This is a genomic window from Thermosporothrix sp. COM3, assembly GCF_059696735.1.
Map to the genome: position 1 here is coordinate 739806 of NZ_AP019376.1, position 19070 is coordinate 758875.

19 protein-coding genes are annotated in these 19070 nt (G+C 53.0%); 9 read left to right on the top strand and 10 right to left on the bottom strand.

Annotation, left to right across the window (positions count from 1 at the left end):
• The first annotated feature begins 186 nt into the window (after positions 1-186).
• From KTH_RS03185 to KTH_RS03195, 3 genes are all read left to right on the top strand, one after another.
• Entirely contained in the window at positions 187-2109 is a 1923-nt protein-coding gene (locus KTH_RS03185; protein WP_497616397.1) for a tetratricopeptide repeat protein, read from the top strand.
• Between the two features lie 93 nt (positions 2110-2202).
• Entirely contained in the window at positions 2203-3648 is a 1446-nt protein-coding gene (locus tag KTH_RS03190; RefSeq protein ID WP_111323961.1) for a DUF2254 domain-containing protein, read from the top strand.
• A gap of 32 nt (positions 3649-3680) precedes the next feature.
• A complete protein-coding gene (locus KTH_RS03195; RefSeq protein WP_111323960.1) occupies positions 3681-4469 on the top strand; it encodes a DUF72 domain-containing protein in 789 nt (262 codons plus the stop codon).
• Here the strand turns inward: KTH_RS03195 and KTH_RS03200 are convergent.
• Positions 4441-6615, bottom strand: coding sequence for an FUSC family protein (locus tag KTH_RS03200; protein WP_211326235.1), 2175 nt, complete (start codon positions 6613-6615; stop codon positions 4441-4443). The genes KTH_RS03195 and KTH_RS03200 overlap by 29 nt on opposite strands.
• Positions 6616-7288: 673 nt before the next feature.
• Here KTH_RS03200 and KTH_RS03205 point away from each other — a divergent pair.
• Together KTH_RS03205 and KTH_RS03210 are read left to right on the top strand one after the other, a co-directional pair.
• On the top strand, positions 7289-7750 hold the full coding sequence (locus tag KTH_RS03205) for a YiiD C-terminal domain-containing protein (RefSeq protein WP_111323957.1): 462 nt from the start codon (positions 7289-7291) through the stop codon (positions 7748-7750).
• Positions 7751-7956: 206 nt separating this feature from the next.
• Positions 7957-9180: a glycoside hydrolase family 3 N-terminal domain-containing protein gene (locus tag KTH_RS03210; RefSeq protein ID WP_111323956.1), complete on the top strand. Its 1224-nt coding sequence runs from the start codon at positions 7957-7959 to the stop codon at positions 9178-9180.
• A 152-nt stretch (positions 9181-9332) separates the two neighbouring features.
• Here the strand turns inward: KTH_RS03210 and KTH_RS03215 are convergent, their stop codons facing one another.
• A complete protein-coding gene (locus tag KTH_RS03215; protein ID WP_111323955.1) occupies positions 9333-9695 on the bottom strand; it encodes a hypothetical protein in 363 nt (120 codons plus the stop codon).
• Positions 9696-10077: 382 nt separating this feature from the next.
• Positions 10078-10485, bottom strand: coding sequence for a hypothetical protein (locus tag KTH_RS03220; RefSeq protein WP_111323954.1), 408 nt, complete (start codon positions 10483-10485; stop codon positions 10078-10080).
• 299 nt (positions 10486-10784) lie between these two features.
• On the opposite strand from KTH_RS03220, the gene KTH_RS03225 reads away from it, so the two are divergent.
• From KTH_RS03225 to KTH_RS03235, 3 genes are all read left to right on the top strand, one after another.
• Complete coding sequence (locus tag KTH_RS03225; RefSeq protein WP_497616401.1) at positions 10785-11252, top strand: GAF domain-containing protein; 468 nt, start codon at positions 10785-10787, stop codon at positions 11250-11252.
• 33 nt (positions 11253-11285) lie between these two features.
• Positions 11286-11471, top strand: coding sequence for a hypothetical protein (locus KTH_RS03230; RefSeq protein WP_497616403.1), 186 nt, complete (start codon positions 11286-11288; stop codon positions 11469-11471).
• Between the two features lie 148 nt (positions 11472-11619).
• Positions 11620-12132, top strand: a complete 513-nt coding sequence (locus tag KTH_RS03235; protein ID WP_111323952.1) for a GNAT family N-acetyltransferase — start codon at positions 11620-11622, stop codon at positions 12130-12132.
• 326 nt (positions 12133-12458) lie between these two features.
• Here the strand turns inward: KTH_RS03235 and KTH_RS03240 are convergent, their stop codons facing one another.
• The 6 genes from KTH_RS03240 to KTH_RS03265 form a co-directional block, all read right to left on the bottom strand.
• Entirely contained in the window at positions 12459-13025 is a 567-nt protein-coding gene (locus KTH_RS03240; RefSeq protein WP_497616406.1) for a DUF4199 domain-containing protein, read from the bottom strand.
• 337 nt (positions 13026-13362) lie between these two features.
• Positions 13363-13878: a hypothetical protein gene (locus tag KTH_RS03245; protein WP_111323950.1), complete on the bottom strand. Its 516-nt coding sequence runs from the start codon at positions 13876-13878 to the stop codon at positions 13363-13365.
• 164 nt (positions 13879-14042) lie between these two features.
• Positions 14043-14549, bottom strand: a complete 507-nt coding sequence (locus tag KTH_RS03250) for a hypothetical protein (protein ID WP_111323949.1) — start codon at positions 14547-14549, stop codon at positions 14043-14045.
• A 134-nt stretch (positions 14550-14683) separates the two neighbouring features.
• The gene (locus KTH_RS03255; protein WP_497616409.1) at positions 14684-15943 is read right to left on the bottom strand and encodes a GNAT family N-acetyltransferase; all 1260 of its coding nucleotides are present in this window, start codon (positions 15941-15943) and stop codon (positions 14684-14686) included.
• Between the two features lie 8 nt (positions 15944-15951).
• The gene (locus tag KTH_RS03260) at positions 15952-16407 is read right to left on the bottom strand and encodes an HIT family protein (protein WP_497616411.1); all 456 of its coding nucleotides are present in this window, start codon (positions 16405-16407) and stop codon (positions 15952-15954) included.
• A 43-nt stretch (positions 16408-16450) separates the two neighbouring features.
• Positions 16451-17044 carry a hypothetical protein gene (locus tag KTH_RS03265; protein WP_111323946.1) on the bottom strand — a complete coding sequence of 198 codons (594 nt, stop codon included), beginning with the start codon at positions 17042-17044 and terminating at the stop codon, positions 16451-16453.
• 436 nt (positions 17045-17480) lie between these two features.
• Here KTH_RS03265 and KTH_RS03270 point away from each other — a divergent pair, with 436 nt between their 5' ends.
• On the top strand, positions 17481-18305 hold the full coding sequence (locus KTH_RS03270) for a DUF6585 family protein (protein WP_497616413.1): 825 nt from the start codon (positions 17481-17483) through the stop codon (positions 18303-18305).
• Positions 18306-18357: 52 nt separating this feature from the next.
• Here the strand turns inward: KTH_RS03270 and KTH_RS03275 are convergent, their stop codons facing one another.
• On the bottom strand, positions 18358-18939 hold the full coding sequence (locus KTH_RS03275; RefSeq protein WP_111323944.1) for a DJ-1/PfpI family protein: 582 nt from the start codon (positions 18937-18939) through the stop codon (positions 18358-18360).
• Between the last annotated feature and the right edge of the window lie 131 nt (positions 18940-19070).

Consider the following 19070-nt stretch of genomic DNA (forward strand, 5'->3'; position numbering starts at 1 on the left):
CGCGTGCAGTGAGAGAGACTAGCCATTTTGTATTTTCCTTTGACTATAGCCGCGAAAACGCGTACAGTATCGTTATGTTTTGCGAGTCTATTCATGTGTGAATAGATGTACTTCGGATTCTATCCCGCCTTGTATATCAATGTATAAAAATGTGCAGGTTTATCAAGTGGTAAGGAGACGATGAATATGGAACAAGCAGAGCACAGCTTCCCGGATGAGGGTAGAGATAGTCAGATGGAGGCATATTCCCATTTTAACCAGGGCAGGCTACTGTACGAGGAGGGACAGTACAAAGAGGCGCTTCAAGCCCTACAGCGCGCGATGCGGCTTGCTCCCGATGTTGCACCTATTTATGTCTATATTGGCATGTGTTTTGAGAAGGCCGGGCATTCGGAAGAGGCGCTCAAGCTCTATGAACATGCGCTGACGCTCGCGCCCGAATTCGCCGAGGGCTATTATCATCGTGGCGTTGCTTTGGACACACTTGGTCAACATGAAGCGGCGCTGGAAGCCTATGAAGAGGCGCTTCGCCTGAAGCCCACCGTCCCGGAGTTCTTCATGAAGAAGGCGTTGACGCTTGAGCATCTCGGTCGCGTTGAGGAGGCGCTGGCCGCTTTCGATCAGGCAATCAGCGTTGACCCCGATTATGAGCCTGCATACTATAACAAAGGTGTCACGCTGATGTACCTTGAACGTCACGAAGAGGCCCTTCACGCCTATCAACATGCCGATCAGCTTAAGCCGGACATGCCCGCGACCTTGCTACATAAGGGGCTGGTGCTTGGCAAGCTCGGTCGGTATGAAGAGGCGCTGGAAGACGTGTCACGTGTGATTGCATTGAATCCTGCTGAAACACTGGCCTACTTCCACAGGGGCAAATATCTGGCCGAGCTCGGGCGCTATGAGGAGGCACTGGAAGCCTATGACGAGGTCTTGCGACGGGATTCGACCTTTGTCGAAAGCTATATCTACAGGGGCATTTGTCTGGCCCGGCTTCAGCGGCATGAGGAGGCCTTAGCGCTCTTCAATCAAGCCGTTGAGCTACGCCCCGACGATGCTATGACCTATTACAACCGGGGTCGTACCCTCTATGAGGTTGATCGATATGAAGAGGCGCTGGCCGATTTCAGCCGTGCTGCCGAACTGGACCCGCAGAACGGCAACGCGTTTTACAATAAGGCCGTGCTGCTGATGCTGATGCGACGCTATGAAGAGGCGCTTCCTGAGCTGGATGAGGCGATCCGCCTGCGCCCTGAGGTGGTGGGCTATATCATGAGCCGGGGCACCGCTCTCGAAGCGCTCGGACGCTATGAGGAGGCGCTTGCTGCCTATGAGCGAGCGATTGAGCTTGAGCCCGAAGAGGCAATCGGCTATATCAGAAAAGCCTCGGTTCTCCATGAGCTGAAGCGTTATCAGGAGGCGCTGCTGTATCTTGATCGGGCGCTGCTGTTGCGGAAAGATATCAGCATGGGTTGGTATCAGAAGGGGCTTGTACTCTGGAAGTTGCAACACCTTGACGAAGCGGTCGACGCGCTCAGCAACGCGCTTGAGCTTGAGCCTGAGGCTGTTGATGCCTGGTCGCTGAAGGGACTTGTACTGACGCAGCTTCAACGGCCAGGGGAGGCGCTACTATGCTTTGAGCAAGCCCTTGAGCTTCAGCCCGACAACGCTCTGTTCTATCACTATAAAGCGAACATCTTATGTAATTTGAGTCGCTATGAGGAGGCTATAGCGTGTTTTAAGCAGGCAGTACAACTCAATCCGCATGAGGTTCGCACCTTTTTTACGCTTGGAATGGTGCTGAAGATGCTCAAGCGTTATGAGGAGGCATTGGAGGCCTTTCGACAGGCGATTCGGCTGGCTCCGGCATATGCAGGCGTCTACTTTCATCAGGGGGAAGTGCTTTCCGCATTGCAGCGCTATGAGGAGGCTCTGATAGCGTATAATAAGGCAATAGAGCTTGCTCCTGACTATGCCGGTTTCTATTATGCGAAAGGGCTGACCTTGCAGAAGCTCAATCGCGTGGCCGAGGCAACTGATACACTCTTGCAGGCAGCAGAACGTGATACGCGTTTCGCTCAACCCACTCCCTCGGCACAGGAAGCCTGATGCGGTAAGACAGGATGATTGATACAGGATGTTTATCTTTCACGTCGGTGTATCAATTGCGGCTCAATCTCGTAATGAAGGTAAAAAGAGAGTATGCCGTATAGAATCAGACGACGGAGTAAAGCCGCATATACGACCAGCCGTCTGACCTTAGAAGGCTCACGCAGAATCGGGCTCGGGAAGACGCTCCTCGGGATGCTGCGTAGTCGTTGGGAAGATCTGCTTGACGGTTTCTGGCTGGTTCCCGGGTTGGTCGCCGCTACCGGTTTTTTGCTGGCGCTGGCGCTGCTCGGGCTTGATCATCTGTTTCCTTTTGCCAGGCTGCCCATTGGATTTAGTGGCAGCGCTGCAACCGCACGCTCGTTGCTCTCAACGATTGCGGGCGCATTGATTACCGTTGCTGGTCTTGTCTTCTCTGTGACGATGGTGGCCCTGCAATTGGTGTCGAGCCAGTTTACGTCTCGTGCGCTACGAGGCATTCTGAGCAATCGCCTGAATCAGGTAGTCACTGGCGGACTGGTGGGCATTTTCACGTACTGCATGTTCATTCTGGTGGCGATTCGTGATAAAGGCGAGGGCGATAGTACCCAGTTTGTCCCGGCGTTGAGTGTCTCAATGGCGTTTCTGCTTGCGTTTGTCGGGTTGATCCTGCTGATGATGTTTATCGGCTATACCTCGCAATCGTTGCAGGTTTCGCACATTACTGCCGATATTGCCGGAAAGACACTGCGTTCCCTCGCACACCGCTATCCCGGCGTCGGGTATGAGCAATGGAATGATGATGGGAAACAGTTGCTCAACGAGTGGGAGAAGAGCGAGTCACCAACAGGCATTTATGCAGCGAGTGCGGGCTATGTTCAGACAATCTCACTGCAACTGCTGGCGAGCGTGGCTCACAAAGCTGATCTGCGGCTCTCGCTGCGCGTTTGCCCGGGCGATTTTGTGACTCCTGAGACAATTGTTGCGGATGTCTGGCCTGCCGATGCTGTCGATACTGCCATTGTGGAGGCGATTCAGAACTGTATCAGCGTCTCTCGTGAGCGGGATATGCTTCAAGATCCCTCTTTTGGTGTTCGCCAGCTCGCGGATATCGCGCTCCGTGCCCTGTCACATGCGATTAATGATCCGACCACTGCTGTACTCGCTATTGGCTATCTGGAGGCCATTTTTGAGCGTATAGCGGGCGAAGATCCCCTTGCGGATATCCTGCGTTTAAAGGGGGATGAATGTGCCATTGTGGCTCGTTATGTGACCTTTGAGGAATATCTTCAGGTGTTTGTCGAGATCGGGCGCTATGCATGGGAGAACGCGCGTGTCGTGAATGTTCTCCTCGACGCTGTTGCCCATATTGCCGAAGCTGTGGTGTCGCATAATCGACCTGAGCGGTTGCTGCTGCTGGGGAGAATCGCGGCTGCCATTGCACTTCCTGCGATCCAGCAGGCAAAGACGACGCTCGATCGGACGAGTATCCGCGAGCATTTGCACAACGTTGAGCGCATTACCGGAACAGAGTCCATTGTCCTTGAGCGGCGGGGGTGATGCTCCCACCGATTGTTGAAGGGGCTGTTGTAATGGAAAAGGGGACTATCTGGGTTGGCGCGTCGGGTTGGGTCTATCCGCACTGGGTTGGCCCATTTTACCCGGCAAAGCGTTCCGAAAGCGATTATCTGGCGTTCTACACGCGCCATTTTCCGACCGTGGAGATCAATCGCAGCTTCTATCGTTTGCCTGAGCGCAGACATTGTGAGGCCTGGGCACGACTGGCCCCGCCCGGTTTCCGGTTTGCGGTCAAAGCCAGCCGCTATCTCACACATATGAAGAAGCTGAAAGACCCACAGGAGAGCCTCCAGCGGCTGGTGACGGCGGCGGAAGGACTTGGTGAGCATCTGGGACCATTCCTCTTTCAGCTTCCGCCACATTGGCGGGCGAATCTGGATCGCCTGGCTGACCTGGTTGCGCTGCTGCGTTATCCTGCTGCCTTTGAGTTTCGGGATGCTTCCTGGTTTGCTCCCGAGACGCTCTCGCGGCTGTTGAAGGTGCTGGAACAGGCTCCGGTTCCCTGTACGGTGGTGATCGCGGTCGGCGGCTCGCTCCCCACTCCGCCGGATCTTCCCTTGTCTGGTTCCTTTGGCTACTACCGTTTTCATCAGGGGAGCGAGGGCATCGGCTTTTCTGATGAGGAGCTGATGACGTGGGCCGAGCGGCTCCGCAAGGATCGTCGGCGTGAAGCCTATGTCTACTTCAATAACGATCCGAAAGGCTATGCCGTGCGTGATGCCACTCGTTTGCGTGAGCTGCTTGGCCCGCTGGCTGTCAGGCCGTTTGTTCCGGCTAGTGTCGCTGATGGACGGCGTGCTTGATCAGATGATGGGCGCGCGCATGCAGAATATGCATCTCGGGCTTTCGCTCCTGTGGCGTTGTAGCCGTCAATTTGTAGAGCGTTGCCCGAATCTCTTGCAGGCTTTCTTCCAGCGGTGAGAGCTGTTCTGGCCGCTCACCAAGTGTGACCGCCCGCTCAACTTGCGTCAGCACCTCATCGGTATGCTGTTTGAACGCCTCCACTCCGGGAATGGCCGGGCTCTTGGGGTCGGGCAGATGTGCCGCCAGAAAGGTAATGCTATCACAGAGCCGCTGATTATAGGCGACCAGCGCGTAGAAACGCTCGACCGATCCCTGTTGCTTGCGAGGCTCATTGAGCAGGCGCTGAAACGCGGCAGCGGCGTTGATATTCCGTAGATGAGCCTGGGCACTTGCCTGATGAAGATCGGCCCGTTTCTCATGCTTGCCCGCATAGATGTCGAGAACGCAGTGCAAGAAGGAGCGATTCGCGGCCAGCGCTTCAGCGATATACTGCGGCAGGCGCTCGCGCTCCCATTGGGGCCAGAACAGGTAGCAGGCTATCATGGCGATGACGCCACCCATCAGGGTATTCATCATACGCAGCATCGCAATCCCCCAATCACCCGGGTGCCCCAGATCTGTAAGCACTACCATAAAGGGGGTCAGGAAGATGACGAAGGCGCTATAGTTCCTTCTCAGGCGGCTGTAGGCCAGTAAGCAGAAGACCACCAGCAGCGCAAAGAGCAGCAGACGATCTCGAATCGCGTAGGCTACCCATGCGCCAAGCATCCCGCCGAGTACGGTTCCAATGACGCGCTCAAAGACGCGGGTACGGGTTGAGGCAAATTCTGGCTTCAACGAGAGCATCACCGTGAGAGTAAGCCAGTAGCCGTGATCGAGCTTGAGCAGCGAATAGATCACAACGGCCACCGTGGTTGCCACGCTCACGCGAAGCGCATGTCTGAAAGTCAGCGATTGGAAGGACAGATTGTCGCGAAAGAGCGTCCACGCTTCGCGCGGGCCGGTTCGTTTCTTTAAAACTGGCGTTGTAAGCGCTTCCAGCCGCTCATCATCAAGCTGTGCAAGGGTATACATGGCCTCTTCGCCGATCGTGCAGATTTGCCTGAAGATGCGTAGCACTCGCTGGACACTGGCAAGCGCCTGAGTATCTCCTGTCAGCCCGGGCAGCTTCTCGCGGAGCTCCTGCAAGCTGGTTTCCTGGGCGTTGTGCAGTCCCTCCCACTTTGTCATATCTAGCTTGTTCTGTGTAATGCTTTTCGCAAGAAAGGTGCACATGGTGGCGGTCTGTTGCAGGAGCCGCTTCATGGTTGGCCAGAGTGCATAGTTGTGGATATGGTGCTTTGCCCCTTGAATGCCCTCCGCAAGCGCGATAGTGGCATCGAAGAGCCGGTCGGCATCGAGCGTCAGCATGAAGAGCTGTTGCAGGGTGACATTGGAGCCGTTTCGGCTGGCTCGCAATGTCATCACGGTATTATGAGCTCGCTTGTACGCTTCGAGTACAAGCGCTCGCTCGTTCTTGGCGGCATCGTTCCACCAGCGCCCACTTGTGTAGCTGGCACTGCGTCCGGCTTTCAACAGGAAGAGGGCAAGTGAGCGATAGTAGGCCGAGGTTGCCATGCGAACGGGCTTGTAGGGCCTCAGTGGCCAGAGCCAGAGCGAAACAATCATCGCCCAGACACCCCCACATAGAAGCGCGATTCCCTGTTGCAGAGCGATAGCCGGGCCATGAGGTTGCCCCAGAAAGATCAGAAAGGCGCCTGATGTCATCATGCTCACTTTGGCCCCGATATTGCCATAAATGCTGAACATGTTGAGCAAGAACATGAAGAGGAAGGCAAGCGGCACCGCAAGCCAGATTGAGCCTCCGCTGATGGTGCCAAGCACGCCTACAATTGAGATGCTGAGTGTTGCCAGTAGCATCGAGAGCGCCCGCGTGCTGTAGGCTCCACCGACATCTGCGAGCGCCACATACAGGCCTCCCAGAAAGCCGCTGCTCATCATCAGCGGGTTCTTGAGCAGCATGCCAGCAACAATAGGAACGATACAGATAATGGTAAGACGAATTCCATAGGTGAGATCTTGTTTTTGAATATCGAAAAGATAGTTTTTCAATCGCTGTAGAAGAGAGATAAGACGCTTTTTCAAGCGATAAAGCAGTATTGGGAGAATCCTTCTCTGTTTCGTCTGTTTACTGGCTGTTGTTGGTATATCCATTTGCATACTTGTTTCCCGATTGTACCCCTTACCCTTTTTCAATCAATCATTTTACAAAAGAAGAAAGAGAAAATTCCATAAGAAAGACATGCAAAAGCAGCAGATGTGCGCCTCTGCATGACATCATGTGTTCGTTGTTGCTTCTAGAACAGTGCTAGAAAGTGGATAGCGTCATTGCCGTCCCCATGCGCAAGAGGCACTCGCCTGGCACTGGCAGACCTCTTGTGGACAGAATGAACCGGAGAAAAAGCGAAAAGATACCAGATGGTTCTATCGATTAAGAGCGGTTTCGCTGAAGGAGTCCATGAGTGCAACAGGAAGATGTCGTCGCGCTCGCCTGTCCCCCTCCACGTTTTCAGCCTGCTATTTTCGAGCCGCCCTTGTGCCTCGCAAATCCATGCGTTCTCTGCCTTGTGGGTGAACTTTCCCTTCTCATTGTAATACAAATATCGACATAAATGCAAGTCTCTTTCGTTTGAACGTATATCAAATCGTGTCATTGTTCAGCCCGGGAGCGCCTGGCAAGCGGCTATAGTCAAAACGTCCTGTTTGTTGTATGCTGTGAGTGCCAGATAGATATCTATTTTTGAGTATAGGATGGACTATGCAGGAGCTTTTACAGGAGTTGCAGCGGACGCTGCTGACGTCTATTCCGTTTACGCAGCATCTTCATCTAACAGTGCAACGATATGATACACAGGGAGTGGCGCTGGCGGCTCCGCTGGAAGGCAATAGCAACCATGCAGGAACAGCCTTTGCGGGCAGCCTGAACGCTTTGGTGACGCTTTCGGGGTGGGGGATGCTCTGGTTGTTGCTCAAAGAGCTCGCGCTTGATGGCGAGATTGTGATTCAGGATAGCCATTGTGACTATAGAGTTCCGGTGACGCGTGATTTTACCGCCTTCTGCTACAAGCCCGATCCCGCTGCTGTTGCCCGCTTTGGCAAGGTACTGCGAGCCAGAGGGAAGGCGCGTTTAGAGATTCAGAGCGTGATCTATGAAGATGATCGTGTGGCGGTTGCTTTTTCGGGTCGCTATGTTGTGCAGCAGCGGGTTCCACGACGCTAGCCAGCCGCCCGTTTTTCTTATTCCCGCGATTTTTCATCCCCTTCCTCCGTTCTAACGTGATGAGGTACATGAATGGATATGTGTCTGCTTGTCTCTTTCCCCGGGTAGATGGGAGGGAGGACTGTATTTTTTTCTATCTCAGTGAGAATTTGTGAGGAATACCCGCAATTATCCTGAAAAAAAGTTGTTCTATATTGGAGAGGTGTATGCACAAACCTGTTCGACGTTTCTCCGTGCGTATGCTGCCTGTGCTTTGCTGCCTGCTTGTGTTGCTGGCAGGTTGCTCAGGTGTGGGTGATGCCAGCGGCAATAATCAGGCGCCGACGCCGAGCCCGGAGACAACGAAAGCACCGCAGATCACGCCGACGCCCACTGTTGACCCGAATGTGGCCCGCGTGCGAGAGATCATCAAGGGGATGAGTATTGATGAAAAAATCGGGCAATTGATCATTGTAGAGTATATCGGTGCTGGCTATACGCCGGAACTGCAATATATGGTTACAAAGCAGCATGTGGGTGGCTACCTGTATCAAGAGGTGAATCATAACTTTGACGCGCCCAATAATACGATCCAGGCCGTTTCCCAGATGGCAGAGCAGGTGAACAAAGATGCCAAAATTCCGCTGCTCAGCACGATTGACGAAGAAGGTGGCCTGGTAAACAAGCTATCGACCTTCTATGGGGCGAAGCCAAGCGCTCGCGATATGGCTCAATCCGGTGATCCTGAGACCGCTTTCCAGGAGGGCTCAAAGATGGCGAAGGAGATGCTGCAACTGGGTATCTATGGCAACCTTGCCCCGGTGGTTGATGTCGAGTCTGGTTCCCCTCCGTTGCTGGCCTCGCGCACCTTTAGCAGCGATCCAGCTGCGGTTGCAACCTATGCGGGCCGCTTTGTGGATGGCTTGCAGCAGAATGGCGTCATTGCCACGCTGAAGCATTTTCCCGGTCTTGGCTCGCTGACCACCTCCGATGATCCACATGAGACCCTGCCGACGGTGAATCGCTCGCTGGATGATCTTCAGAAGATTGATCTTGCACCGTACAAGGAGCTGATCGCCAAACATAAGCCCGCCATGATTATGACCACCAACGTGGTGACGACCGCACTTGATCCCGAGCTGCCCGCCGAGCTGTCGCCGAAAGTGGTTGACGGCGTGCTGCGTAAGCAACTTGGCTATGATGGCGTGGTGATCACGGATGGACTGTATATGAAGGGGATCTCGAATCGCTGGAATATTGGCGAGGCGTCTGTGCTGGCAATTATTGCCGGAAACGATCTGGTCGAGGGACCCTTTACCTCTGATCAGGTTGCCTCTGTGATTTCCGCCTTCAAAGAGGCGTTGCAAACTGGCCGCCTGACCGAGCAGCGCCTTGACCAATCATTGGAGCGCATTCTGCTGATGAAGCTGCGCTTCAACATGTTGCACTAGCTCTGCTGCCTTCCGGGGGAGGCATTTGCCTCCCTCTACCGGATGTATTTTCGGGGAAAATAGAGCCGGTAGAGAGACACACACCATCGTGTTTGCTTGAGATAGCCGGAAAGGCGTTCGCATCACCGCGCTGTGATAACCGAGATGAGAGGCTACAGCGCTGCCTTGACTGTTTCCTCTGCGGGAAGTCGAAGTTTTTGCAGCTTTGCGGTATTGTTCCTGCATTCTGGCAGCTTTCCCCGACAGAATACCCGAATCCCTGGCTCGATCCTGGAATGTTTGGGAATGTAAATCTCACTCCTCTGCATATCAATCATCAGGATGGCTGGCTCTTCCAGTATATCGGGCTGGACCTGCTCTAGCATCTCTATCATCTCCTCCGCCACCCATCCTTCTGCCCCGTGAGCCTGCGGGCCTAGAATGTTCTCATTTATATGTAATACATGTTGGGGATAGCGTGCCGCCACTGCCAGCAGGCAGCATTGTAGACTATCATGTAATTTCATCGGTCGCATAGCGCCATTACTCCCTTTCCATTCTAGAGTGCATTTGATGCAACAACGGTACTACAAAGAGCAACGTTTACTACATCTGTATCACCTTCCTTTACACTGCGTCGAATGTGCTCCTTGTGACGCTTTATCCTCTCAGAGGCGGAGTACAGGTTTTCTCTCTGCACGATGACAGGGTAGAAGAGGTACTGGCATCAACTCTGGTTACTATCATCTGTAGCTGCCTGACGGGCAACCAAAGCGGAGTAAAATATCCATGTATCCTTATAAAGTGTGTACTCGATGTGACGAAAAGTCAAGTCTTTGCTGGATTATAGAGTATGTAAGTATGCAATGCTTTGAATATGATTGATGAGCTATAATAGATATTTACTGGATCGTGTCCTTATGAGTTGCCGTCTTTCCAGACTTTCTTATAGGGACCTGAAGGGGTAGTGTAGAGCGCTCGTTTCTTCCTGTGAATGAACTCGATAATCAGACTATCGAGGATACAGCAGAAGAAGAGAAGATCAACTACGAGTGCAGTTGAAAGAAGCTGTGGGAGTTCCAGCGGAGGATCAGCCGCATTGGAGCTCAACCAGTCAAGTAGCATGGCAAGCATATTGCCTGCGATCAGCCCGATGAGGATGCCTGCCATTGTTACCCGTCGCTTGCGCGTCTCCTCCAGCGGTTCCGGTTTCTCCTGGGCAATGCGCTGATAGCGGCGTACCAGGGGAAGCAGCACAAATAGAGCCGCACCGATACAAAAGAGACCGCTGAGGAACAGGGAAACGGCTGGCGGAATCGTGTTCATGTGATGCTCCTTTCACGTCGCCTGATGTGGGCGCGTGCCGGCTTTCCTTTCTGTCGATTTTTTTCTGTTTTATTATAGGGAGCAGAGGGAATATATAGAGTTAAGTGTATATATCTATCGGTGTATCTCCTTCTTGAACGGTGGAAATGAAGAGGACGCATCACTATTTCCGTTAAGGGAAGAATTGCTGAGAACTGCTGATATCTACCCTAAACTCATGCAAACACGCTTAAAAATAGCAGATATGATATACTGAATACGTTAAGACGTGAATCTGTTTTCGATCTGTGGGAGAAGAGATGATGACCGAGGTAACGCCTTTGCTGCTTACCCTTCAGAGCGTGCTGGATCAAGAGGGAAGCCGTACCGAGAAGGCGCAGCGTGTCGCAGAGCTGATTCGCGTGTCCGGGCACTATCGCTGGGTCGGGCTCTACGACTACCTTGAGGCCGAAGATATGCTGAACCTGATTGCCTTTAGCGGCCCGGCAGCTCCTGCTTTTACCAGCTTCTCGGCTGAGACGGGGCTTGGTGGCTCTGCGATTCATTCCGGGTCTACGGTGATGGTCGGCGATGTGCGGCTTGATCCACGCTATATCACCACTTTTGGCAACACGCTTTCTGAGATCGTTGTACCGATAAAACATCCGATCACCGATCATCCACTTGGCTTGGTCGACGTTGAGAGCGAGTGCCTTGATGCGTTCAAACCGCACGATCGCATTTTGCTGGAACAATGTGCGCATGATCTCACCAAACTCTGGACGTAGCTGTCAGTCACTTCCACGTGAAGGAGGAGGCTTGTGTCTGGATTCCCCCGCACCTCAGCCCCCTTCACCGGGGGACTGCTTTGGCTTCCCTGTCCGACACATCAGGGGCAATTGACACGTGCCCCGGTCCTGCCGGATGAGAAGCGTTCTCCGTTTGACGCGTATGGCATTTCAATGCGCAACCAGCTCTTGTTGCATGTCGTCGATGGTATCATCTAAGGAAGAGTGTGTCAGGTATTCTGAAGAGCTTGTTGTTTTTGAGAGGAAGCCTCTGCTTTTCTCTCTTTGACACTCCTATGACGCTGTTGCAGCGGGTCTATTCCTCCCCGGCTTTCAAGCTGTGGGCATAGCTGTGAAGGGATATTGCATGGAACCATTTGCTGTGGGCTCGACTGTTCGTCGTGCTGCTGGCAGTGCAGAGCAGGCGAGCTGTCTTACTATTGCGCTATCGCTCCCTGACTTTTTTACCCGTGAGGCCGTTGAAGGCGCGATGCGTCTTGACCTTGCCCGGCATGAGACCTTTGTGGCCGAGCGAGAGGGACAGATTGTCGGTTTCCTGGTCGCTCGGCGCAAGTCTCAGGCGCTGGCCGAAATTCTCTGGCTTGCGGTCTCCGAGGCATTTCAGCGGCAGGGAATCGGCTCAATGCTTATGATGACGTTTCTGGCCTCCTGTCGGCGTCAGGGCGTTCGCCTGATCGAGGTCAAGACGCTGGCTCCGCTGGCGAATGGTGATAACTATCAGCCGACTCGCGCCTTTTATGAAGCTCATCACTTTGAATGCCTTGAAATTATTGATCCATTCCCCGGCTGGATGCCCGGTAATCCCTGCGCGATCTATGTGCGTACGGTTGATATGCCTCAGCAAGAAGCCAGGCATTGAGCAAGCTCTTAATGCGGATTCAGTGCCAGATGGTGTTGAGGTGAAATAGATTTTTTTTGAAGATTCGAATAATAGAAGAGGAGGCATATTTAAGTAATAGATTTGGCTTTTCGCGTTTTATTCTTATAATTGATGTGGTGGTATCTTTATTCTCTACCCTGATAGGAGGTTTCGGGTGCAGTCATTGTGCGGGCTGTACCACTTGAGGCGGGGCATAGGGAATACGCCGGGGCGCGACACCCTGGTGCATGATTTCCACTTCCTTTCTCCTTACTTAAAAAGGAGGGAGAGCGAGACAAAGACGGCTCGTTCTCCCTTTTGTTGTCTTATGCGGTTGGTGGTGCGTTGTTATCGGGGACATGGTTGTAGGGATTGCTGTTGTATGGCTGCTGCACAGGTGGCGTCATGTGAGCTGGTGTGCGCGGCTTGCCGATTGCTCCCCCAATAGCGCCGACGCCTGCTCCCAGGCCCACAGAAAAAAGCGCCCCGACACTATAGCCGATGATCAGGCCTGTAACGAATGCGTTTTCGAGTGCCTCCTTGCTGGCTGCGTTCCCTTGCGATTGCTGCACAATTTGCGCTGTCTGGCTTGCGAGGGTATGCACCATATCGGGATTGAGCGTTACAAAAAGAATAGAGCCAAGCAGACCGATCAGGCCGCTTACCATTCCTGCTACCAGACCTGCAAGCGTTCCGGTGCTGATCTTACCTGTCTTCCGGGTCGCCAGAAAGCCAGCGAAAAAGAGAACAATGACGGAGATAAGCACGTTGAGCAGCTTCGATACGGGAAGCACCGCGTCAATGAGAAAGACAAAAATGAGCTGGATCGCTCCCAGGATGACACCAAAGAGAGCACCTGTTTGCCAGATGACCCGGCTACGGGGTTGAGTCACAGGGGAATTCACAGTTATTACCTCTTCCTTTTGATGATGGAAGAGTATAAAACAAACAGAAGCAAAAGTAAATATGCTACCTTATTTTTAAGGAAAACCCTTGAAAAGACTACATAAAAAGAGAGGATAAAAACAGGAGGGAATATACACCTCTTCCTGTGCGCATGGTTACCATTGCTTCCAGTGCTCGGGAGTGATTCCTTCCGCATGAGAAGCAGTTTCAGTTGCCTGCTATGAAGGGGCAGAACAAAACCCCGCGCTCGCGAGGAGGCGGGGCGTTCTCTGCTGTATTGTCTTTCATCCTGCTCAAGCGCAGAGAATCTCTCGCTTGCTCTCTTTATGCGACAGGCGTCGGAGGAGCGTCGTTATGGGGTGTGCTTTGTTTGCCGACAACACCACCAATCGCGCCGACTCCGGCTCCCAGGGCAACCAGGAACAGCAGGCCGATAATAAAGGCGATGATCAAACCACCCATGATTGCTGCTTGAATATCGCCTTGAGAGAGGTTGCCGGTGTTTCCGGACTGTTGTACGATGTTTGTTGCTTTCTGAATCAGTTCCGGGTTAACCAGCACCACGATGATAGAGACAATCAGCCCGATAATGCCGCTGATGGCTCCGGCAACCAGACCTGCTAGCGCTCCGGTGCCGACCGTAAAGGTCTTCTGCGCTGCCAGATAGCCGGCAAAAAACAGGACGATAGCGGAGACAATGATATTGATAATCCCCGCGAACGGGATCACTCCATTGAGGAAAAAGAGAAAAACGAGCTGGATCACTCCCAGAATGATGCCGAAGAGAGCACCTATCTGCCAGATCACACGGCTACGTGATTGAGTCGTCGGATAATTCACTTTATACCTCTTTCTTCATACAACAATAGAGTGTAAAACAAGTAAAAATTTTTTTGTATCGTATATATACATACGTCATTGCTCAGGAAACAGTTTCAGTCAAAGCGGTGCATTGCGGGGAGATCAAACATGGTAATTGAATGAAGGAGAACCGGGGTAATAAGCTAGAGTTTTGGCGCTCTGGTTGCTCGATTGTGTCCCATTGAGCCGCCGATAGTCCCGGCGCACAGCCCGAGCAGCAGGCTGATGAGAAAGCCGAGGCCCGCAATCAGCAGCATTGCCGTGAGCAATGGGTCCAGGGGCGTATAGCTTGCTGCCAATGTGCTTTGTAGTTGCTTCTTGAGCATGCTGAGCTGGCTATAGTTGAACCACATCGAGATGAGCGAGACCATGAACGCGATTACTCCCGCGACAAAGCCTGCCCATAGACCCACCCCTGTGCCGGTGCGCGTTCTGCCGGTCTGCCGTGAGGCCAGATAGCCCGCGATCAGGAACAGGAGAAAAGGGCAGACCAGGTTGATGGCAAGCGCGTAGGTGCTAATTTGCGGCAGAACCAGCGAGACGAGGATATTGAGCAGAGCAGCAAAGAGCCCGAAAATTAGCCCGAGACGCCATGTAAGCCCACGGGGACCGATATTGATAGGGTTGTTGCTTCGTGATGTTGTGCTCATGGAACTGCGCCCCTTCGCGTGCAATGTGCTGCATAGAGACAGATGCTCTCTTCGATCTAGTTTGAGTATAGCACATGCTGAAAGCGCAGAGGTTCTATCAAGGTAACAAGAGATGCTCTTGCTACCTTGACCGTTTAGAACCAATCACTTGCCGGGATAAAGGTATGATCTGGCGGGAAGAGTATCGAGAGTGCCTGCTGTGCTTCAAACGGCAAGCGCTGGCCTGTCTCGCTCAGCACGTGTTGCAGGGAGCGATAGCCGAACGCCAGTTGCAGGAACAGTTGTGGTGTGAACTGGAGTGCGGGTGCCTGTGCAGCGGTGTCGCTCAACTCGACGCTTCTGCCTGCACAGTGCAGCGTGCAGCTTTCCTGCTCGATGATGAGCGTGATGCTGCCGTTCCAGTGAGCAAGCGAGCGTTCCCAACGCGCCTGAAGCTCTGGAAGGATAGCGTGCAGGAAACCGGCCAGGCTGTTCAGACGGCCCATCCAGCCTGCAAAGCGCTGATGATTGATCTGGGTTTGTACTGACCATTCGTTGGCAGCGAGCTCCTTATGCGGCCCTGTTGCTCTGAGAAGCTGGATCAACCAGTCTGCCATCAGCGAGCGTTGAGGAAGCAGACAGGTGAGCGGCTCGGTGACCTGTGCGCTGCGGCGGTCCTGTTCCTGCAACAGCGCAAGCAGCGCCTCGGGCGTCTCGGCGGCGATTTCCGTGATCCGTTCCGGCTGTTTCTCAGGAGACGTAGCATAGCCCGCGACCTGTCCATCTGGCCTGATTGCAAGCAGGTACTTTTGTGGTGAGAACCGATGCTGGAAGATCTCAAGCGAGAAATCGAAGCTGCCTGTATAGCCCGCGTAGTGCTGCTGATAGAGCGTATACACGGTTGCCGCATCTTCCGCGGTGGCCTGCCGGGTTGTATAGCCGGAGAGCGAATCTGCCCATTGGCGCAGTGAGCTGCGTTCTACCCGTAGCATGGTAGTATCGTAAATATCGATGTAGCCAAAGCGATAATAAAAATTAGGGATACCATCCAGCAGCAACAGTGGAAGGCGGTTCGCGTTGGCAAACTCGATAGCATCCTGCATCAGCGCCCGGGCAACTCCACGCTTGCGATACTCGGGAGAGGTGACGACTGCTCCCAGGCAGCCAGTCGGGATACGCGCTGCGCCCATACGCAACGTGCGTTTGAGGAAAAGATAGCCCCCTGCCTGCTGTCCATCGGCGAATGCGCCGCGCATCATCTCAGGGTAGAAGTCTGGTGCAGCTGTCAGGTAGGTTAACCAGCGCCGCGCGCTTTCCTCCGAGGGTTCGGAAGAGAACGCCCTATCGGCCATATAGACCTGCGTGCGCATTTCTTCAAGGGTGGTAAGGGGACGTACGAGAATCGAATCACTCATATATTGCTTTATTCCTGTATTGCTTTGTTGTTTTCAGGCATGCCTCGGGCTTCAAGCGCCTCTCGAAGCTGTACCGCGATCTGGTCCAGTTCTTCGCGTGGAGGCTCTTTCTCCTCGACAAGCAGGGCAAAGCCATCACCACTAAAGCGCGGAATAATGTGTATATGCGCGTGAAAAACGGATTGAAATGCAACTTCACCTTCGGCCAGAAAGAGATTGAGCCCTTCACAGCGGAGCCCGGAGCGCCTGAGCGCTTTTGCCACCCGCATCGTGACGACAAACAGGCGTGCGCCGGTTTCTTCGTCCATATCCGTCAGCTTCTCGAAATGCTGTGTGGGAACAATCAGGACATGACCGGGATTGATCGGACCAATCGTCATAAAGGCGCAGACCTGGTCGTCTTGATAGACCATACTCGCCGGTGCTTTTCCTGCAATAATATCGCAGAATATACAGTCACTCATGCGCTGCTCCTGTAGAGATGGAATGCGGGAGAGCAAAACGCTCTCAATTTTGCTCTATCATATCATCTTTTGCCGTCTGGTTGCCAGCGCATGGGCCTTCGGTGCGTTCTCGTATCAGTCTGCTGGCATCATCCCAGACGTCGTTGGAGGGGAGCGAACCCAGTTGAGGCGCTTTTTCCATGCGGATATGCTGCAAAAATCCTTTCTGCCGCTGCACCTTGATATCCCAGTAGATAAAGCGACAGAGCAGATGTTTTTCTTCATCGGACAGGGTGTGGAAATAGCGCATACTGAAGCCTGACTCGGTTGCCGGATGATGGACTGTAGGCATTAATCCAAGCGCATGGTAGGCTCCGTCCTGTAAAACATAGGCGCTCAACGGCTTCCCTGTCTTATTGGAGATCGTGACAAAAATCGTGCGATTTCCCTGTTTCTGAATCACAATTGGCGCGAGCTTCATATCCTCACGCGGCTCAAAGCGGGCTCTGTATTCTTCAGCTTGCTGAAACTGTTCAAGCTCATTTGCCGCAAGCAGCAACTCATGAATGAAGTGTTCAAGATAGGTCATTCCGGTATGGTTACGCTCGTACATTCCTAAGGCCTCTTCAGGAAGAGGGGGCATTTTTTTGTCACTCATTCGGCATTCCTTCTTTTTTACTGATAACGAGCGAAAGATCTATCAATAGCGTACGCTATTCTGTGCTTCCTTGCAAGTGTAAGTAGAACGAAACACAGAATAGAGAAAGCGTAATTGCTACAATTTGAATGATTGCTTTGCTTTCTGTGTGGTATGCTGGCAGATCGCTTTCTCTGCAGTATCAGTATCTGGCTGTTCGCTTTCATGGAGAAGGAAGGGTTTGGCGGTGGGTGAGGGCGCAAGCAAAGAGACTTTTACATGTACTTTCGGGCTATATTCTGTCTCATGCACGGGAGGTCTTTTTCCATAAAGCATGCCCTATCTTCCAATCGCCCGGCTGTGCTACAATACTGCCTGATTGGATTCTTGCTTATGACTACTACTAGAAGGAACCGGGTATTATTGACACCTGGAATCAGAAAGGGATACAGAGTATTTGAGGCAGCAACACGTAGAAAGCAATAGAGAACAAATCGCGCAAGAAAATCACCTGGGGATCTATATGCGGGATGCTCAGGGGAGCGCCCGCCCGACCGGTTTTCAAATCACTATTTTTCTGATTTTTGCCCTGGTTTTTGCCTTTGGTGCGCTCATCTTTCTCATGACGACCGTTTCTGTGCTGCGTATTCAGAACTGGTATCTTGCCGCGGTTGGCCTGGTGGGCACGCTTGTCTGTGGCTATTTTGCCTATACATCGTTTCGTTCTATCTTACGCCGAAAATATAGCCTCTACCTCTATCAGCGCGGCTTTATTTTTCAGGAAAGAAGCTTGCTGACGGTATTTCGGTGGGACGATATCAGCGCCATTCTTCATACAGAGAAGCTCGATAACCTGGGCCATACCAATCATGTTTTCGCTTTCCAGCGCAAAGATGGCAAGCAGTTGATGATTGATAACACGTTTGCAGACGTGCTTGAGATCGGTGAGCAGGTACAGCGTGCAGTCAACAAGGCGTTGATCCCTGAGGCGCTGGCACAGTTCAAGGCAGGCAAGGAGCTCCCCTTTAATGGGCTGAGCGTTTCACAAGCTGGCCTGAAGAAGGGCGAAGAGGTGCTTCCCTGGGATGAGGCGGACGTAGAGATTTTCTCTGAGGTCACGATCTCAAAGAAGGGCGAGAAACGATCATGGTATCAGATGCCGCTTCAGAAGTTTGCAAATGTGCCAGTCTTGATTGCGTTGATTCGCTATGTACGCAAAGGTCAGGAGGATTGGGGCACGCATCTGACGGATGAGGTCTATAGCGATTTTGATGTGATATAGCGCTCGCTTGCCTGAGCAGGGAAAACGTGTCCCTGCTCGGCTTGAGCGGCCATTAGAGCTCGATCTTTGTTCCGAGGACCGTAAGGAATTGTGCCAGCCAGGCGGGATGTGCGGGCCAGGCCGGAGCGGTGACAAGGTTGCCATCGGTGCAGGCTTGATTGGCCTCCAGCGCCTTATAGGTGCCTCCCGCGCGGGTGACATCCGGGCTGACCGCCGGGTAGCAGGAGCAAGTTCTTCCTTCCAGTACGCCTGCTGCCGCGAGCACCTGTGCTCCATGACAGATAGCGGCAATGGGCTTGTTCGCTCGGGCGAAATGGCGCACGATATCCAGCACCTTTTCATCCAGCCGGATATACTCGGGAGCGCGGCCACCCGGGATCACCAGCGCGTCATAGTCTTCTGCCCGCACCTCCGCGAAGGTGGCATTGAGCTGAAAATTGTGACCGGGTTTCTCGCTATATGTTTGATCGCCCTCGAAGTCGTGAACGGCTGTGCGTACCGTCTGGCCGGCTTCTTTGCCGGGACAGATGGCATGAACGGTATGGCCGACGGTCAGCAGTGTCTGGAACGGGACCATGACCTCATAGTCTTCGACATAGTCGCCGACAAGCATTAAGATCTTCTTTGCGCTCATGAAATACACTCCTTGTTGATCGTTCACTCAGGTGGAAACAGGCACGAGCTACAAAAAACAGTAGTTCCCCATATCACTCCCCACTTAAAGTATAGCATATCTGACAGACATCTTTCAGTGCCATAGAGGAT